Source organism: Mesorhizobium sp. M0778, from assembly GCF_040320105.1.
In the GTDB taxonomy this organism is placed as follows: domain Bacteria; phylum Pseudomonadota; class Alphaproteobacteria; order Rhizobiales; family Rhizobiaceae; genus Mesorhizobium.
Genome location: NZ_JAMYPA010000007.1, coordinates 22,933 through 38,843 on the forward strand (window position 1 = coordinate 22,933; position 15,911 = coordinate 38,843).

Here is a 15,911-nt window from a genome sequence, read left to right on the forward strand (position 1 = left end):
GAAAACCGCTCACGATTTGTTTGCTGGCTCTTCTTATTTCCGCCACAGGCGCTAGCTTTGCGTGACAGTTCGATGACAGTCGAGTGACGCTTTTGTTGCGGGCCGGGGAACTATCGCAGTGGCAAAGACCAAGAAGAGCGCAGCCGAGGCCGCGCCACAGTTTCTCGAAGGCGATCCGGCCACCGGCTATCTGCCAGGGCGCAAATGGCCTGTCATCCGCTATGGCTTCATCAGCCTGTTGGCCGCGGCCATCCTGGTGTTCGCTATCGAATTGATCGTGCGCGGCAACTTTGCCGGCACCATCGACTTCTTTCTGCAGCCCTTCAAACCCGGCTGGACCACAATCATCATTTTTGCGTTGATCCTCATAGGGCTCGACGCCGTGCTCGGCCGCAGCCATCAGAGCCTGATGATCCTCGCGCCGCTGACGTTGTCGCTGGCGTTCGTCGGCCACCAGAAGTCGCTCTATCTCGGCGATCCGCTCTATCCGACCGATTTCCTCTATTCCCGGCAGATCGTGGCGCTGATGCCGCTCCTGGTACGCGATCGCCCGGGAACCGCCATTGCCCTGGCGATCGGCATCGTCGGCGGGCTGTCGCTTCTCGTCTATGGCTGGCGGCTATGGCGCCGCCGCGTTCCGGCGCTCAGCCACAAGGGCCGCCTTGCCCGGCTGACGCTGACAGTGCCGCTGATCGCCTTCTTCGTCTCCATCATGGACTATGCCACTTTCTCATGGACGCGCGACCGGCTGCAGATCATCCCGATCATGTGGGACCAGAAGGAAAACTATGCCTCGAATGGTTTTGCGCTCGCATTCGCGCTGAACGTCCCGATGGCCCATGTCTCGGCGCCGCCCGGCTATTCCGGCAAGGCGATCGAAGCGATCGGCAAACCGCAGGTGACGGTCTCGGTACCCGCCGAGAAGCCCGACATCATCGTCGTCATGAGCGAATCCTTCTGGGATCCGACCAAGCTGCCCGGCGTCACCATCACGCCCGACCCTATCCCCAATGTGCGGGCACTGCGCACGGGCTACATGTTCTCGCCCGAATTCGGCGGCATGACGGCCAACATCGAGTTCGAGGCCCTGACCGGCTTTTCCAACGCCTTCCTGCCGGCGGGCAGTATTCCTTACCAGCAATATGTGCGGACACCGACCCCGTCACTGGCGACCTTCCTGAAAAGTCAGGGCTATCGGGCACGCGCCATCCACCCCGGCACCAACTGGTTCTGGAACCGGGGAGCCGTCTATGCCGATTTCGGCTTCAACGACTTCAAGTCCGAGGAGACGTTGCCGCCCATGCAAAAACGCGGACCGCTCGCGTCGGACGCGGCGATGACCGACGAGATCATCCACGAGGCCGATACCAGCGCCGAGCCGGTGTTCTTTTTCGCCGTCAGCCTGCAGAACCACGGGCCGTATGAGCCGTATCGCTATAACAATCCGACCCATAAGGTGCAGGCGCCGATCAGCCAATGGGCGCGTGAATCGCTGTTGAGCTACGCCGAAGGCTCTTCCGACGCGGACCGCGGCCTCGAGCGGCTGATCGAATGGGCGAAGAAACGCCAGCGGCCGACGGTCATCGCCTTCTTCGGCGACCATCTGCCGCCGCTTGGGCCGGTCTACGTCGAGACCGGTTTCATGAAGGACAATGTCGCGCCGCGCAAGGAGGCGGCCGACCAGATGCTGCTGCATCACCAGACGCCGCTGATCGTCTGGTCGAACCGCAGCGGCCCGGCCGAGGATCTCGGCGCCGTCAGCCCAGCCTTCCTGCCCTACCATATCCTGAAGACTGCCGGCATCAGTCATCCCTATTATACCGGCTTCCTCGGCCAGTTGCGGGAGCACTACCGCGTCATCGACCGCAATTTGCTGTTGGCACCGGCGGGCGACGCCACCCCCGATTGGTCGCGTCGGAAAGAGATCGACCCGGCAATCCGCGACTTCCGTCTGCTGCAGTACGACATGATGTTCGGCAAGCGCCATGCGGCGCCCGACTTCTTCCCCGAAACCACAGGCAAAGTGGCTGCGCACACGAGTTGAGCAGCGGCGGCGGAACGGCCGTTGGGCGACTGACGTCGTTCAGTTCGTCAAGTGCAGTTGCGAAATCGAGCTTCCGATTTTCAGGAAGACGCTTTCGAGCTGACTGACGTCGTTGGTCGGGTAATAATCCGACGGCGACGACGCGCAGGCCTCGTAGAGCTTGCGGTTGGCTGCGGTGTCGGCCTGCAGCAGTACTGTGAAGATCTGCACGTCCTGTTTCTTCAACGTGTTGCAGACATTGGTTGTCCAGTCGTCGACATTGCGCGCGGCCGCGGTCTGGTCGCTGGATCCGAACCGACCCGAAGCCAGGAACCCGTAAGAACCATAGTCCGACTTCTGTGACGTATCCTTCGCGCCATAGACAACATTTTCGCCGTCGGTGAGCAGCAGCACCGTTTTGGTCGTGCCTGACGCCCTGAACGGCGCGCCGTCACTGTAGGGCGGTTCCGGCGAGAGTACCCGCATCCCCCATGACAACCCTTCCGAAACATTGGTCCCCGAGCCGTTCCATTCGATCATCTCACTGACGGCCTTACGCAATTTGTCGAAATCGTCGGTCAGCGGCACTATCGGCGTCGGACAGGCCCGGTTTGGGCCGATGGTCAGGGGGCCTTTCTTGTCGTTGATCAGCTTCATCGTCGAAACACTGTACTTCGCGATGTCGCCGGTGAGGCCGGGAAGCAGGGTGATAACCGTATCGTCGAGATAGGAATTATTGTAGCCGGTCGCCGAATTGCCATAGGAGCTGTTCGGATTTTTGGCGTTACCTGGATCGTCCGGCGCGAAATAAGGTACGAACAGGGTGTCCGGTTTGTTTTGGTCGGGCGAAATGTCGGAAACATTGTTGGTTCCGGGCCGCGCCTCGACGCAGCCTCTCCATTCGACGCCCAATTGCTTGAACAGGTCCATATGGGTGATGCGCTTACCGCCGACCAAGGGGAAATTGGCGCCATTGTTCGGCGATTTGCCGGCCATGTCGATCCAGGCCGGATCGTAGTCCTCGCCCTTGACGTTGACCGCGGTGACGAACGGCACCACTGCGACACGTACGCTGCGTGTCGGCGACTTCGCGGCTTCGAGCATATCGATCAAGCCCGTCGCCGCCGTCCGCAATGCGCCGATGCGGTAGTTGCTGGCCATCGACCCGGTATTGTCGAGCACCAGCACGACTTCGAGCTGATTGGTCGATTCGACGGCGCCGGCATCGACGGTGATGCGCTTGTCGTTGCCGAACAGGAAGGCGAAGTTCAAGTTGACATCGGCCGCGGCGACAGCCTTTGTCTGGATGTAATTGAGGCCCCTTTCGACGGTAAGCGTCGCTTCGGCGTTCCTCAACTCGCTGTGGCCGGCGACATTGGTCTGGAAATAGCGGTCGAACACGTCCTTGCGCGTGGCCTCGATGTCGCCGAGATGCGAAGATGCAAGGTTCGCGGCATCGAGCGCGTTCTGCAAGCTGACCTTGGCCCTCATCAAGGTGGACACGTCCACGGCAAAGGCGACGGCCGTCAGAACCGCAGGCAACCCGAACGCCAGCATCGGGGCAAAGTTGCCGCTCTTCGAACGGCAGAATTTGTCGAACAGCATTTTACCCCCAAACCGCCTTGCTGGCGGCCGCGCGCGAACTGTTTCGTTTTGCATTCGCATGATGAACGGCGGGTTGCCACCACGCCCGCCGGCACGGGGAACTTCGCATGATGGTTAAGGTCAGGTTTCAGGAAATTCGTAAAACCTTGCCATCGAGGTCCGTTGTGCTCTGGAAGATAGGGCGCTAGTCGAGCCGTTTGGCCTGTCGTTTGGCCTTGCTTTGCGGTCAAATTCCTGTATAGACGCCCGCAATCTGCCGGTCCTTGCTGGGGGCTGAACGGAGGGCCGGAGGTTTTCGAAACCTTCGCGTGGAGCCAGAAGCGCTTCCGCCTCCCGTGTCTCCGCTCTCGACCGTCTCGTCATGCTCCTTTCTTCCCCGTCTTCGCAAGGATTGCGGGTCAGAGAAGTTGCAGAGGCTTTTGCCGCCGGGAACCGGGAGAGAAACGAAGAAAGGCACGAACACTATGGCTCTATACGAACATGTGTTTCTTGCCCGGCAGGACCTCTCGCAGCAGCAGGTCGATGCACTTGTCGAACAGTACAAGGGCGTCCTCACCGCGAATGGCGGGTCCGTCGGCCGGGTCGAGAACTGGGGACTGAAGTCCCTCACCTACCGGGTCAACAAGAACCGGAAGGCATATTATACACTCATGGACATCACCTGCCCGCCGGCCGCGCTCAATGAGATGGAGCGCCAGATGGGCCTGTCCGAGGACGTGCTGCGTTTCCTGACCATCAAGGTCGATGCGCATGAGGAAGGCCCGTCGGCAATGATGCAGAAGCGCGAAGAGCGCTCGGAACGCGGCGGCTTCGGCGACCGCGACCGTGGCGATCGTGGCCCGCGCTCATTCGGCGACCGCGATCGCGGTGACCGTGGTGATCGTCCGCCGCGCAGCTTCGGCGATGGGGGTGCCGATCGTGGCCCGCGCCGTCCGCGCGAAGGCTTTGAAGGAGCCGCAGAATAATGGTCGACATCAACCAGATCCCAACCCGGCGCCCCTTCCACCGTCGCCGCAAGACTTGCCCGTTCTCCGGCGCCAACGCGCCGAAGATCGACTACAAGGACGTGCGGCTTCTGCAGCGCTACATTTCCGAGCGCGGCAAGATCGTGCCGTCGCGCATTACCGCCGTCAGCCAGAAGAAGCAGCGCGAACTCGCCAAGGCGATCAAGCGCGCCCGCTTCCTCGGCCTGCTGCCCTACGTGGTCCGCTAAGACTGATTAGTTGACCATGATCTTATCCGAAAACCGGTTTTCACTTTTCGGGATCATGGTCTAGCCAGCGGGCGGTTCGCCGCCCGCTTTTTTCACCGGCCACGACGGGCGTAGCTGGATCGAACACCAAATCCCGGGTTGGATTTCGACAAGAGATCCTAACTGCCGCGACAGGCAGGACAGCGACACAGGCGGCGACGCCCCAGCTTCCTGACCTGTTCCAGACAATTCGGCGCCGATCCTGAGGATAGGCGCCCAACCGAAGGAACAAAACCATGGAAGTCATTCTTCTCGAACGCGTTTCCCGGCTCGGCCAGATGGGCGACACCGTCAGGGTCAAGGACGGGTTCGCCCGAAATTTCCTGCTGCCGCAGGGCAAGGCGCTGCGCGCCAACGAAGGTAACAAGAAGAAGTTCGAGGGACAGCGCGCCCAGCTCGAAGCTCGGAACCTGGAGCGCAAGTCCGAGGCCGCGCAGATTGCTGAAAAGCTCGACGGCAAGAGCTTCATCGCCGTGCGCTCGGCCGGCGAGACCGGTCAGCTCTATGGTTCGGTGTCGACGCGCGACATCGCCGAGCTGTTGACGGCGGAAGGTTTTTCGGTGAACCGCAACCAGATCCTGCTCAATCAGCCGATCAAGACCATCGGCGTCACCAACGTTGCGATCGCGCTGCACCCGGAAGTCGAGGTCACCATCACGCTCAACATTGCCCGCACGGCCGACGAAGCCGAACGCCAGGCCAAGGGCGAAACGCTGACCACCGCCGAAGCCATCTACGGCGAAGACATCAACGACAATGCGCGGCCGGAAAATTTCTTCGATCCGAACGCGGAGTTCGAGGGCGGCGAAGACAACGGCTGATCGTTGTTCGCCGGCATTCGTCGGCTAATACCTATCTGGACCAATGCCCGGGCCTCGCACCCGGGCATTTTTATGCCAAATGGAACTTTTCGAACCCCTATATCTTGATGCAGAATAGGACAGCATGTCTGGCCGAGAGGGGACAATTGGTCATGAATATTCTGCTTAAGCGCGTTCTCGACCGCCTGGTCCGCACAGGCAATCTCAAGGTGACAGGGCCGCAAGGCTCGATGGTGACTTTTGGTGACGGCAGCGGCGAGCCGGTGCACATGCACATCAAGACAAGGCATGCCGAGCGCGCCATCACTTTCGATCCGATGCTGGCGGTGCCGGAAGCCTACATGGACGGTGAACTCGACATTATCGAGGGCGGCGTGCTGGGGGTGATGCGCATTGCGTTCCAGAACATGGGCAGCGGCGGCATCGATGCCACCTGGTCGAAGGCGATCGAGGGTCTGCGCCACGCCTTCCGGCGCCTGCAGCAGATCAACACGGCGTCGCGGGCGCGCCGCAACGTGCAGCGCCACTACGATCTGTCGGGCGACCTCTATCGCCTCTTCCTCGATGAGGACATGCAGTATTCCTGCGCCTATTTCGAGCAGCCGGACATGACGCTCGATGAGGCCCAGGCGGCCAAGAAGCGCCATATCGCCGCCAAGCTCAGGCTGAAAGCGGGCCAGACGGTACTCGACATCGGCTCCGGCTGGGGCGGGCTTGGGCTCTATCTAGCCAAGGCGTTCGACGTCGACGTGCAAGGCGTGACGCTGTCGACCGAGCAGCACGGCGTCGCCACCGACCGCGCGCACGCGCAAGGCCTGCAAAACCGGGTGCATTTCGACCTCAAGGACTATCGCGAGCTCAATGAGCGTTTCGACCGCATCGTCTCGGTCGGCATGTTCGAGCATGTCGGCGTCAATCATTTCCGTACCTTCTTCGACAAGTCGGCGACGCTGCTGAAGCCGGACGGTGTCATGCTGCTGCACACGATCGGCCGTTCCGGTGTGCCGTGGGCGACCAGCGCCTTCATTCGCAAATACATCTTCCCCGGCGGCTATATCCCGTCGCTCTCCGAAGTGATGCCGGCTATCGAAAAATCGGGGCTCGTCGTCACCGACATCGAGGTTCTGCGGCTGCATTATGCCGAGACGCTGAAGCATTGGGGCGAGCGCTTTGCCGCCAACCGCGACAAGGCCAAGGCGATCTATGACGAGCGCTTCTGCCGCATGTGGGAGTTCTATCTTGCTGCCTCGGAAGCTGCCTTCCGATGGCAGGATCTGGTGATCTTCCAAATCCAGATCGCCAAGAAGAACGACACGCTGCCGGTGACGCGCGACTACATGGCCAGTTGCGAGAAGGCGCTGGAGATGCGCGATCTTGGACGTCGTGAAAAGGCTCCTGCGGCCAAGCCCACTCGCCGCCGCAAGGTGGCGGATCCGGAATAGACCGCTGGCGATCGCGCCATTGCCGCTTGCCATTGCCGGCTGGCACGCTGAAAAAGGTCTCGTCAACGCGGGACCTTTGTTCATGACCTACCTCCTCTACGTCGCCGCCGCACTTGCCGAGATCGCCGGCTGCTTCTCGTTCTGGGCGTGGTGGCGGCTGGATAAGTCGCCGCTGTGGTTGGCGCCCGGTCTCGTCTCACTGGTGCTATTCGCGTGGCTGCTGGCGCTTGTCGACACCAGTGCGGCGGGCCGGGCCTATGCCGCCTATGGCGGCATCTACATTGCCGCCTCGCTGGTCTGGCTATGGTTGGCGGAAGGCGTGCACCCCGACAGTTGGGATCTTGCCGGTGCCACGATGTGCATCATTGGCGCCTCGGTCATCGTGCTCGCACCTCGGGCTGCGTAGACCATGGAACTGCCCGCCCCGCTTAGACAAGGCGTCGACCGCCTTCTCGAACAGGTGCCGTTGCCGATGATCAAGCAAGCGGCCAAGACGCTGTCGGACCGCTACCGCGCCGAGTTGCGCGATGGCCGCCTGCACATGGCCGAAGAAATGGCGGTTAAGGCCTATCTGGCAACGCGGCTTCCGGCGACCTATGCGGCCGTCCATGCCAGCCTCGATGCGGTGGGCGAGTCTCGGCCCGACTATGCTCCGAAGACCTTGCTCGATGTCGGCGCCGGCCCTGGCACGGTGCTTTGGGCCACAATCGATCTCTGGCCCGATCTCGAACAGGCAGTGCTGCTCGAGGCCGGTGCCGCGGTGCGGCGGGTCGGCGAGGCGCTTGCCGCCGAGGCAATCCATGCCAAGACCGCCTGGCTGACCGGCGACGTCACCATCGACCTGGTCGATCTGGAGCCGGCCGAACTGGTGACTTCGGCTTATGTGCTGGATGAGATCGCGCCGGCATCGCTGGCAAAACTAATCGACCGGCTCTGGCAGCTGACCGCCGACACGCTGCTGGTCGTCGAGCCAGGCACGCCGGCCGGCTGGCAGCGCATCCTTGCCGTGCGGCGGCAGCTGATCGAGGCGGGGGCGCACGTGCTCGCGCCCTGCCCGCATGAGGCGCCCTGCCCACTTGTCGCTCCCGACTGGTGCCATTTCGCCCGCCGCGTCGCCCGCTCGCGCCTGCACCGTCTGGCCAAGGATGCCGAGGTGCCGTGGGAGGACGAAAAGTTCATCTTTGTCGCCGCTTCCCGTCATCCGGCCGCTCCGCCCCGCGCGCGGGTGATCGCACCGCCGAAATCGGGCTCCGGCAAGGTCTTGCTGAAGCTTTGCCAACAGGATGGTCATGCTGCCGAGCGACTGTTCACCAAGCGCGACGGCGAGACGTTCAAGGCCGCGCGGCGACTGGACTGGGGTGACCCCTTGCCGGAATGATCGGCAGCTATTTTCCTGTTTTGTTCTCGCCCAAGAACGGCTAGGCTCGCCATCTTGATTCGAGTCAATCGAGATTCTTTCCACCGAAGTATCTTGGCTGTGAATCGCGGGCATCAAAGTTGGTTGGTTGGGGACTGATGCAGATAAGTCATCACCGACTTGTCTCGTTCTGATATCGAGAGACCGGGATCAGGACCGGGGACATCATGGCAGAGGCAGCACGAAAATTCGGCGTGGCGGAAACACCGCTCTATCGCGAGGCGCCGAACAACATCGAGGCCGAGCAGGCGCTGCTCGGTGCCATCCTGGTCAACAACGATGCCTTCTATCGCGTCTCCGACTTTCTGAAGCCTGGCCATTTCTACGAGCCGTTGCACAGGAAGATCTTCGAGGTCGCGGCCGAGCTCATCCGCATGGGCAAGATCGCGACGCCGATCACGCTGAAGACCTTCCTGCCGGCCGACGAGAAGGTCGGCGACATGACGGTGGCGCAATATGTCGTGCGGCTGGCGGTCGAGGCCGTCACCGTCGTCAACGCCACCGACTATGGCCGCGCCATCTACGATCTGGCCACGCGCCGCGCGCTGATCACCGTCGGCGAGGACATGGTCAACATCGCCTATGACGCGCCGGTCGACATGTCGCCCTCCGACCAGATCGAGGACGCCGAGCGGCGGCTGTTCGAGCTGGCCGAGACCGGCCGCTACGACGGCGGCTTCGAGAGCTTCACCGACGCTGTCAAGACGGCGGTCGACATGGCCAATGCCGCCTATATGCGCGACGGGCATTTGTCGGGCGTCGCCACCGGCTTGCGCGACCTCGACCGTCGCATGGGCGGCCTGCAGTCGTCCGACTTGATCATCATTGCCGGCCGCCCCGGCATGGGTAAAACCTCGCTCGCCACCAACATCGCCTTCAATATCGCGGAGGCGTATGTCCCGGCGCAGCAGGCCGACGGCTCGTTCAAGGCGGCCAATGGCGGCGTCGTCGGCTTCTTTTCGCTCGAAATGTCATCCGAACAGCTCGCCACCCGCATTATTTCCGAACAGACCGAAATCCCGTCGTCGAAAATCCGCCGCGGCGAGATCAGCGAGATGGATTTCGAAAAGCTCGTCGCCTGTTCGCAGACCATGCAGAAAATCCCGCTGTTCATCGACCAGACCGGCGGTATTTCCATCGCTCAGCTGTCCGCCCGCGCGCGTCGCCTGAAGCGCCAGCGCGGTCTCGACGTCATCGTCATCGACTATATCCAGCTGATGCAGGGATCGAGCGCGAAATCATCGCAAAACCGCGTCCAGGAAATCACCGAGATCACCACCGGGCTCAAGGCATTGGCCAAGGAGCTGGCGGTGCCGATCATCGCGCTGTCGCAGCTGTCGCGCCAGGTCGAGAGCCGCGACGACAAGCGCCCGCAGCTTTCGGATCTGCGCGAATCGGGCTCCATCGAGCAGGACGCCGACGTGGTGCTGTTCGTCTACCGCGAGGAATATTATCTGAAGAACCGCGAGCCGAAGCCGGGCACCGACGAATACATCAAGTGGGAACACGAGATGAACGAGATGCGCGGCAAGGCCGAGGTAATCGTCGCCAAGCAGCGCCACGGCCCAACGGGATCGGTCAGCCTCGCGTTTCAGGGCGAATTCACCCGCTTCTCGGACCTTGCGGAAGAGCATCATTTGCCGGATCGGTTCGAGTAGGCATTGTCGCGGAGCAGCCGATTGGACTTTAGCGATATCTACCAAAGGATAAAATTCGAAGAGTATAACATCTCCGAGGATGAACGCGCGCAACTCACTGAATATTTGAGATCTGCCCGGTCAATTTCTCGCACGGAATCGCACGCCGGTTTGCTGGTGTTCTGCTACTCAAGCGAACCTACGCCCGAGAACGTTGAATTGGTGAGGAAATTCCTTGCCAAGCATGTCGAAGACTATACGCGAAGCGCGGCAGTGACCGGTCTTTATCGAGTTTGGAAATTGGGAGCGACAGCTGACATCGACGATCTGCTGAGTTTTTTGGCCCTTTCGTTGGACGAAACTCGGCACGACACCTCTCTGGCGGCGATCGGGTGCGCATTCCTTTTGATGCACCGGCTCAATGATCGTCGCCTCTCGACTGCCCTTATGAGATTGCTGGAGACGTTGCACGATGAAGTCGGGCGAGAGAACGACTTCGCGGTCGGTCTGTTCAGATATGCGTGTTGGTCGGCATACGACAATTGGGCTCTGAGAAACGGCCAGCGCCGCACTCATTTCGATACGATCGAAGATGCTTTGCCGGTTTACTGGGATCGTCCCAAATACCTCTTGGAACCAATAAACTGATGGCCAAATCCCGTATCCAGTTCATCTGCCAGAATTGCGGTTCGGTGCATCAGCGTTGGGCCGGCAAATGTGATGCCTGCGGCGAGTGGAACACGCTGGTCGAGGAAGGCACGTCGGGCGGCATCGGCTCCGGCCCGGCCAACACCCGCAACGCCCGCAAAGGCCGCGCCGTGGTGCTGACCAGCCTCTCCGGCGACATCGAGGACGCGCCGCGCATCGTCTCCGGCATCGGCGAACTCGACCGCGCCACCGGCGGCGGCTTCGTGCGCGGCTCGGCGCTTTTGGTCGGCGGCGATCCCGGCATCGGCAAGTCGACGCTGCTCACCCAGGCTGCAGCCGCACTGGCGGCAAAGGGCCACCGCATCGTCTACGTCTCCGGTGAAGAAGCGGTCGCCCAGATCAGGCTGCGCGCCCAGCGGCTCGGCGTCGCCGACACCCCGGTCGAACTCGCCGCCGAGACCAACGTCGAGGACATCCTCGCCACCATTGCCGATGGCAAGCGGCCGGACCTGGTCATTCTCGATTCGATCCAGACGCTATGGACCGACATGGCCGATTCAGCGCCCGGCACGGTGACCCAGGTGCGTGCCGCCGCCCAAGCGATGATCCGCTATGCAAAATCCACAGGGGCGGCGATCGTTCTGGTCGGCCATGTCACCAAGGAGGGCCAGATCGCCGGTCCACGCGTCGTCGAGCACATGGTCGACGCGGTGCTCTATTTCGAGGGCGAAGGCGGCCACCACTACCGCATCCTGCGAACGGTCAAGAACCGCTTCGGGCCAACCGACGAGATCGGCGTCTTCGAAATGTCGGACAAGGGCTTGCGGGAAGTCGCCAACCCGTCCGAGCTTTTCCTCGGTGAACGTCACGCGAAGTCGCCGGGTGCCGCGGTTTTCGCCGGCATGGAAGGCACACGGCCGGTGCTGGTCGAGATCCAGGCGCTGGTAGCACCTTCGACGCTCGGCACGCCACGCCGCGCCGTCGTCGGCTGGGACGGCGCCCGGCTGTCGATGATCCTGGCGGTTCTGGAAGCCCATTGCGGCGTTCGCTTCGGCACGCACGACGTCTATCTCAACGTTGCCGGCGGCTACCGCATTTCGGAGCCGGCGGCCGACCTGGCGGTGGCGGCGGCACTGGTTTCCTCGCTCACCGGTCTTGCCCTTCCCGCCGATTGCGTCTATTTCGGCGAAATCAGCCTTTCGGGGGCGGTGAGGCCGGTTGCGCATGCGCAGCAGCGCCTCAAGGAAGCCGAAAAGCTGGGTTTCGCAAGCGCGGTTCTGCCCTTGGGCAGCGAGGAACTTGTTGGTGGTAATGGGGCCGGGGGGATCGGAGCCGGCGCTTTCCAGCCCACCGAGCTTGCCGATCTCGTGGCGCGCATAGCCGGCTCTCGGCGCAGCCGCGCCGACGAGCAAGACTGATGCGGCTCGTCGAGTCGTGAAAAAGAGATCGGAGCGGGGCGAAAAACATGCCGATTACGCTGCTTGACGGAATTCTCGTCGGCTTCACCCTGGTCTCGGCGATGCTCGCCATGGTTCGCGGCTTTTCGCGCGAGATCCTGTCGATCATCTCCTGGGCAGTTGCCGCTGCGGCGGCCTTCTTCTTCTACAAGCCGGTGCTGCCTTACATTCAGCCCTATATCGACAACGAAAAGGCAGCCATGGCGGCGGCCGCCGGTATCGTCTTCATTGTCGCGCTGATCGTCGTTTCCGTCATCACCATGAAGCTCGCCGACTGGATCATCGATTCCAGGATCGGCGCGCTCGATCGCACACTTGGCTTCCTCTATGGCGCGGCGCGCGGCATCCTGGTGGTCGCGGTCGCACTGCTGTTTTTCAATTGGCTGGCCGGCGCCAAAGCTCCAGGCTGGATTGCCAACGCCAAGTCAAAGCCGCTGCTCGAATCGATCGGTGCCAAGCTGGAAAGCCTGCTGCCCGAGGATCCGGAAAACGCCATCCTCAACAAGCTCAATCCGAATCAGCCGGCCACCGAGACGCCTCTGGCCCCCGACGCGCCTGCAGCGGAAGCACCTGCCGCCGGCGACGACGCCACTGCTCCGGCACCCGATGACAGCGACGCTCCGCCGGCCGACAATGCGCCCGCGACGCCGGCACCTGCAAACCCGGCGCCGGCAAACTGATTTCGGCAGACTTGCTCGCCTCGAGACTGTCGATCATGTGAACGTCGCACGACGTGCGTTGCTTTCGATGCGCTATGACCTTATATGGCGACTTTAGCGGAGCTTGAGCCCCCAATGGCAGCCTCAGTGGCAGACGCAGACGACGTGCTTTCCGCCGAAGCCGACGACCATTTCCACGACGAATGCGGCGTGTTCGGTATTTTCGGCCGGCAGGACGCCGCAGCCATCGTCACGCTCGGCCTGCATGCGTTGCAGCATCGAGGCCAGGAAGCGGCCGGCATCGTTTCCTATGACGGCACCCAATTCCATGTCGAACGCCATGTCGGCCTGATCGGCGACACCTTCACCAAGCAGCGTGTCATCGACAGCCTGCAAGGCAACCGTGCCATCGGCCACACACGCTATGCCACCACCGGTGGCGCTGGCTTGCGCAACATCCAGCCTTTCTTCGCCGAACTTGCCGATGGCGGCTTTGCCGTCGCCCATAACGGCAATCTCACCAACGCCATGACCGTTCAGCGCGCCCTGCAGAAGCAGGGCGCCATCTTCTCTTCCACCTCCGACACCGAGACGCTCTTGCATCTGGTCGCCACCAGCAAGGAGCGCGACCTGAATTCGCGTTTCATCGATGCGGTGCGCCAGGTCGAAGGTGCCTTCTCGCTGGTGGCAATGACGTCCAAGAAGATGATCGGCTGCCGCGACCCGCTCGGTATCCGGCCGCTGGTGCTTGGCGATCTCGACGGCGCCTGGATTCTCGCCTCCGAAACCTGCGCGCTCGACATTATCGGGGCGCGTTTCGTGCGCGACCTGAAGCCCGGCGAAATGGTCGTCGTCACCAGCAAGGGAATCGAGAGCCTGTTCCCGTTCGAGCCGCAGAAGACCCGCTTCTGCATTTTCGAATATGTCTACTTCGCCCGGCCGGATTCTTCGGTCGAAGGCCGCAATGTCTACGAGGTACGCAAGCGCATCGGCGCCGAGCTGGCGCTGGAGAGCCCGGTCGAGGCCGACATCGTCGTGCCGGTGCCGGATTCGGGCACACCGGCGGCGATCGGCTTTTCGCAGGCCGCGGGCATCCCGTTCGAGCTCGGCATCATCCGCAATCACTATGTCGGCCGCACCTTCATCCAGCCCGGCGATTCGATCCGCCACATGGGCGTCAAGCTTAAGCACAACGCCAATCGCCGCATGATCGAAGGCAAGCGTGTGGTGCTGGTCGACGATTCGATCGTACGCGGCACCACCAGCCAGAAGATCGTGCAGATGGTGCGCGATGCCGGCGCCAAGGAAGTGCATATGCGCATCGCCTCGCCGCCGACGCGCGCCTCCTGCTTTTACGGCGTCGACACACCGGAAAAGTCGAAGTTGCTGGCCTCGCGCATGTCGGTGGAGGAGATGGCCGAGTTCATCCGCGTCGATTCGCTCGGCTTCCTCTCGATCGACGGGCTCTACCGGGCCGTCGGCGAAGCCGGCCGCGACAATGAACAGCCGCAATTCTGCGACGCCTGTTTCACCGGCCAGTATCCGACCCGGCTTGCCGATTTCGAAGGCTCCGACAATGTCCGCACGCTGTCGCTATTGGCGGCAGGCGGGTCGTAAGGTTGCCGGATCGCCATTTGTCTTCGCCAGGTTACCCTCCTCTGCCCTGCCGGGCATCTCCCCCTCAAGGGGGGAGATCGGCTGAACTGTCGACTTTCGCCAATCGCGACGGTCGCAGAACAGGCGCTGAGCCTGATGAGGGCCAATCTCCCCCCTTGAGGGGGAGATGCCCGGCAAGGCAGAGGGGGGTGCTTCACGCCGACCTCATGGAAGTTCAAGCATGACCCTCGATCTCTCCGGCCGCGTTGCGGTCGTCACCGGCGCCTCGCGCGGTATCGGCTATTTCATCGCCAGGGAGCTTGCCGCAGCCGGTGCGCATGTGATTGCGGTTGCCCGCACCGTCGGCGGGCTGGAAGAGCTCGACGACCAGATCAAAGCAGGCGGCGGACAAGCGACGCTCGTCCCGCTCGATCTTGCCGACATGGCGGGGATCGACCGGCTGGGCGGCGCCATCCACGAGCGCTGGGGCAAGCTCGACATACTGGTCGCCAACGCCGCTGTGCTCGGCGTCATCGCCCCGATCGGCCATGTCGAGGCAAAGACCTTCGAGAAGGTGATGACCATCAACGTCACCGCAACATGGCGGCTGATCCGCTCGGTCGACCCGCTGCTGAGGCTTTCCGATGCCGGCCGCGCTATCGTGCTGAGCTCCAGCCTGGCCCACTCCGCACGCGCCTTCTGGGCGCCTTATGCGGCGTCGAAGGCGGCGGTCGAGGCCATGACGCGTTCGTGGGCCCATGAGACCGAAAACCTGCCGCTCAGGGTCAACGCCGCCGATCCCGGGGCAACGCGCACCGCGATGCGGGCGCAGGCCGTACCCGGCGAGGATCCGGAAACGCTGCCGCACCCTTCGGAGATTGCCAAGCGTATCGTGCCGTTGGCCAGCCCTGCGCTCAAGGAGACGGGGCTGATCTTCCAGGCCAAGCACAACCGCTTTGTCGCCTACCGGCAGCCGGAGTAAGCGGCCTTGCATCACGCGGCTGTGATGCCGTGGCTTAACGCCGCGCTTCGGCCCAGCTTTCGCCGCTTGGCCGGAGTTGCTAGGATCGCACCGACTCCCAAAACAAGCAGAGCGAGGAAACACCCATGGCGGCACCGAGCGTAGCGTTGGTCTGGTATCTGGTGATCGCCGGCCCGCAAGGCGGCATGGTCGTGCTGCCCAGCACCTTCGACACCCGCGAACAGTGCACCTCCGCCGTCACCGAATACCAGAAGCAGCCGACGCCGGCCGGCTGGTCGGTGCAGTGCGTGCCGAGTGCCTCGCCGTTCGCGGACGAGGGCGACGCCGAGGAGCCGTCGGCGCAGTAGGAGCGTCATCTCCTCCCTTGAGGGG

Annotated in this window: 15 protein-coding genes; 14 read left to right on the forward strand and 1 reads right to left on the reverse strand. The window is 62.5% G+C overall.

All coding sequences use genetic code 11. The features are described from left to right. Positions 1 to 118 precede the first annotated feature (118 nt). Positions 119 to 2,044, forward strand: coding sequence for an LTA synthase family protein (locus NKI22_RS11965; protein ID WP_352814841.1), 1,926 nt, complete (start codon positions 119 to 121; stop codon positions 2,042 to 2,044). A 39-nt stretch (positions 2,045 to 2,083) separates the two neighbouring features. Here NKI22_RS11965 and NKI22_RS11970 read toward each other — a convergent pair whose 3' ends face one another. Further along, on the reverse strand, positions 2,084 to 3,628 hold the full coding sequence (locus NKI22_RS11970; protein ID WP_352814839.1) for a pilus assembly protein TadG-related protein: 1,545 nt from the start codon (positions 3,626 to 3,628) through the stop codon (positions 2,084 to 2,086). A 464-nt stretch (positions 3,629 to 4,092) separates the two neighbouring features. Between NKI22_RS11970 and rpsF the strand changes: the two genes are divergently transcribed. The 13 genes from rpsF to NKI22_RS12035 all read left to right on the forward strand — a co-directional run bounded on the left by rpsF (position 4,093) and on the right by NKI22_RS12035 (position 15,886). Further along, on the forward strand, positions 4,093 to 4,593 hold the full coding sequence (rpsF, locus tag NKI22_RS11975; protein ID WP_352481813.1) for a 30S ribosomal protein S6: 501 nt from the start codon (positions 4,093 to 4,095) through the stop codon (positions 4,591 to 4,593). Next, entirely contained in the window at positions 4,593 to 4,841 is a 249-nt protein-coding gene (rpsR, locus tag NKI22_RS11980; protein WP_006203718.1) for a 30S ribosomal protein S18, read from the forward strand. Before rpsF ends, rpsR begins: the two co-directional genes overlap by 1 nt. A gap of 275 nt (positions 4,842 to 5,116) precedes the next feature. Continuing rightward, positions 5,117 to 5,701, forward strand: a complete 585-nt coding sequence (rplI, locus tag NKI22_RS11985) for a 50S ribosomal protein L9 (protein ID WP_352481815.1) — start codon at positions 5,117 to 5,119, stop codon at positions 5,699 to 5,701. Positions 5,702 to 5,853: 152 nt separating this feature from the next. Continuing rightward, on the forward strand, positions 5,854 to 7,143 hold the full coding sequence (locus NKI22_RS11990; RefSeq protein ID WP_023719832.1) for a cyclopropane fatty acid synthase: 1,290 nt from the start codon (positions 5,854 to 5,856) through the stop codon (positions 7,141 to 7,143). 82 nt (positions 7,144 to 7,225) lie between these two features. Continuing rightward, positions 7,226 to 7,549 (forward strand): YnfA family protein, encoded by a 324-nt coding sequence (locus tag NKI22_RS11995; RefSeq protein WP_023719833.1) that lies wholly within the window; start codon positions 7,226 to 7,228, stop codon positions 7,547 to 7,549. Positions 7,550 to 7,552: 3 nt separating this feature from the next. Then, positions 7,553 to 8,521: a small ribosomal subunit Rsm22 family protein gene (locus tag NKI22_RS12000; RefSeq protein ID WP_352814837.1), complete on the forward strand. Its 969-nt coding sequence runs from the start codon at positions 7,553 to 7,555 to the stop codon at positions 8,519 to 8,521. Positions 8,522 to 8,727: 206 nt separating this feature from the next. Beyond that, positions 8,728 to 10,218, forward strand: a complete 1,491-nt coding sequence (locus NKI22_RS12005; protein WP_023677714.1) for a replicative DNA helicase — start codon at positions 8,728 to 8,730, stop codon at positions 10,216 to 10,218. 21 nt (positions 10,219 to 10,239) lie between these two features. Next, entirely contained in the window at positions 10,240 to 10,845 is a 606-nt protein-coding gene (locus NKI22_RS12010; protein ID WP_352481820.1) for a hypothetical protein, read from the forward strand. Further along, positions 10,845 to 12,263, forward strand: a complete 1,419-nt coding sequence (gene radA / locus NKI22_RS12015) for a DNA repair protein RadA (RefSeq protein ID WP_352937527.1) — start codon at positions 10,845 to 10,847, stop codon at positions 12,261 to 12,263. Before NKI22_RS12010 ends, radA begins: the two co-directional genes overlap by 1 nt. A gap of 47 nt (positions 12,264 to 12,310) precedes the next feature. After that, complete coding sequence (locus NKI22_RS12020) at positions 12,311 to 12,982, forward strand: CvpA family protein (protein ID WP_023719837.1); 672 nt, start codon at positions 12,311 to 12,313, stop codon at positions 12,980 to 12,982. A gap of 114 nt (positions 12,983 to 13,096) precedes the next feature. Further along, on the forward strand, positions 13,097 to 14,578 hold the full coding sequence (purF, locus tag NKI22_RS12025) for an amidophosphoribosyltransferase (RefSeq protein WP_036244955.1): 1,482 nt from the start codon (positions 13,097 to 13,099) through the stop codon (positions 14,576 to 14,578). A gap of 220 nt (positions 14,579 to 14,798) precedes the next feature. Beyond that, the gene (locus tag NKI22_RS12030) at positions 14,799 to 15,539 is read left to right on the forward strand and encodes an SDR family NAD(P)-dependent oxidoreductase (RefSeq protein WP_352481823.1); all 741 of its coding nucleotides are present in this window, start codon (positions 14,799 to 14,801) and stop codon (positions 15,537 to 15,539) included. A 125-nt stretch (positions 15,540 to 15,664) separates the two neighbouring features. Further along, on the forward strand, positions 15,665 to 15,886 hold the full coding sequence (locus NKI22_RS12035) for a hypothetical protein (protein ID WP_023719840.1): 222 nt from the start codon (positions 15,665 to 15,667) through the stop codon (positions 15,884 to 15,886). Positions 15,887 to 15,911 lie beyond the last annotated feature (25 nt).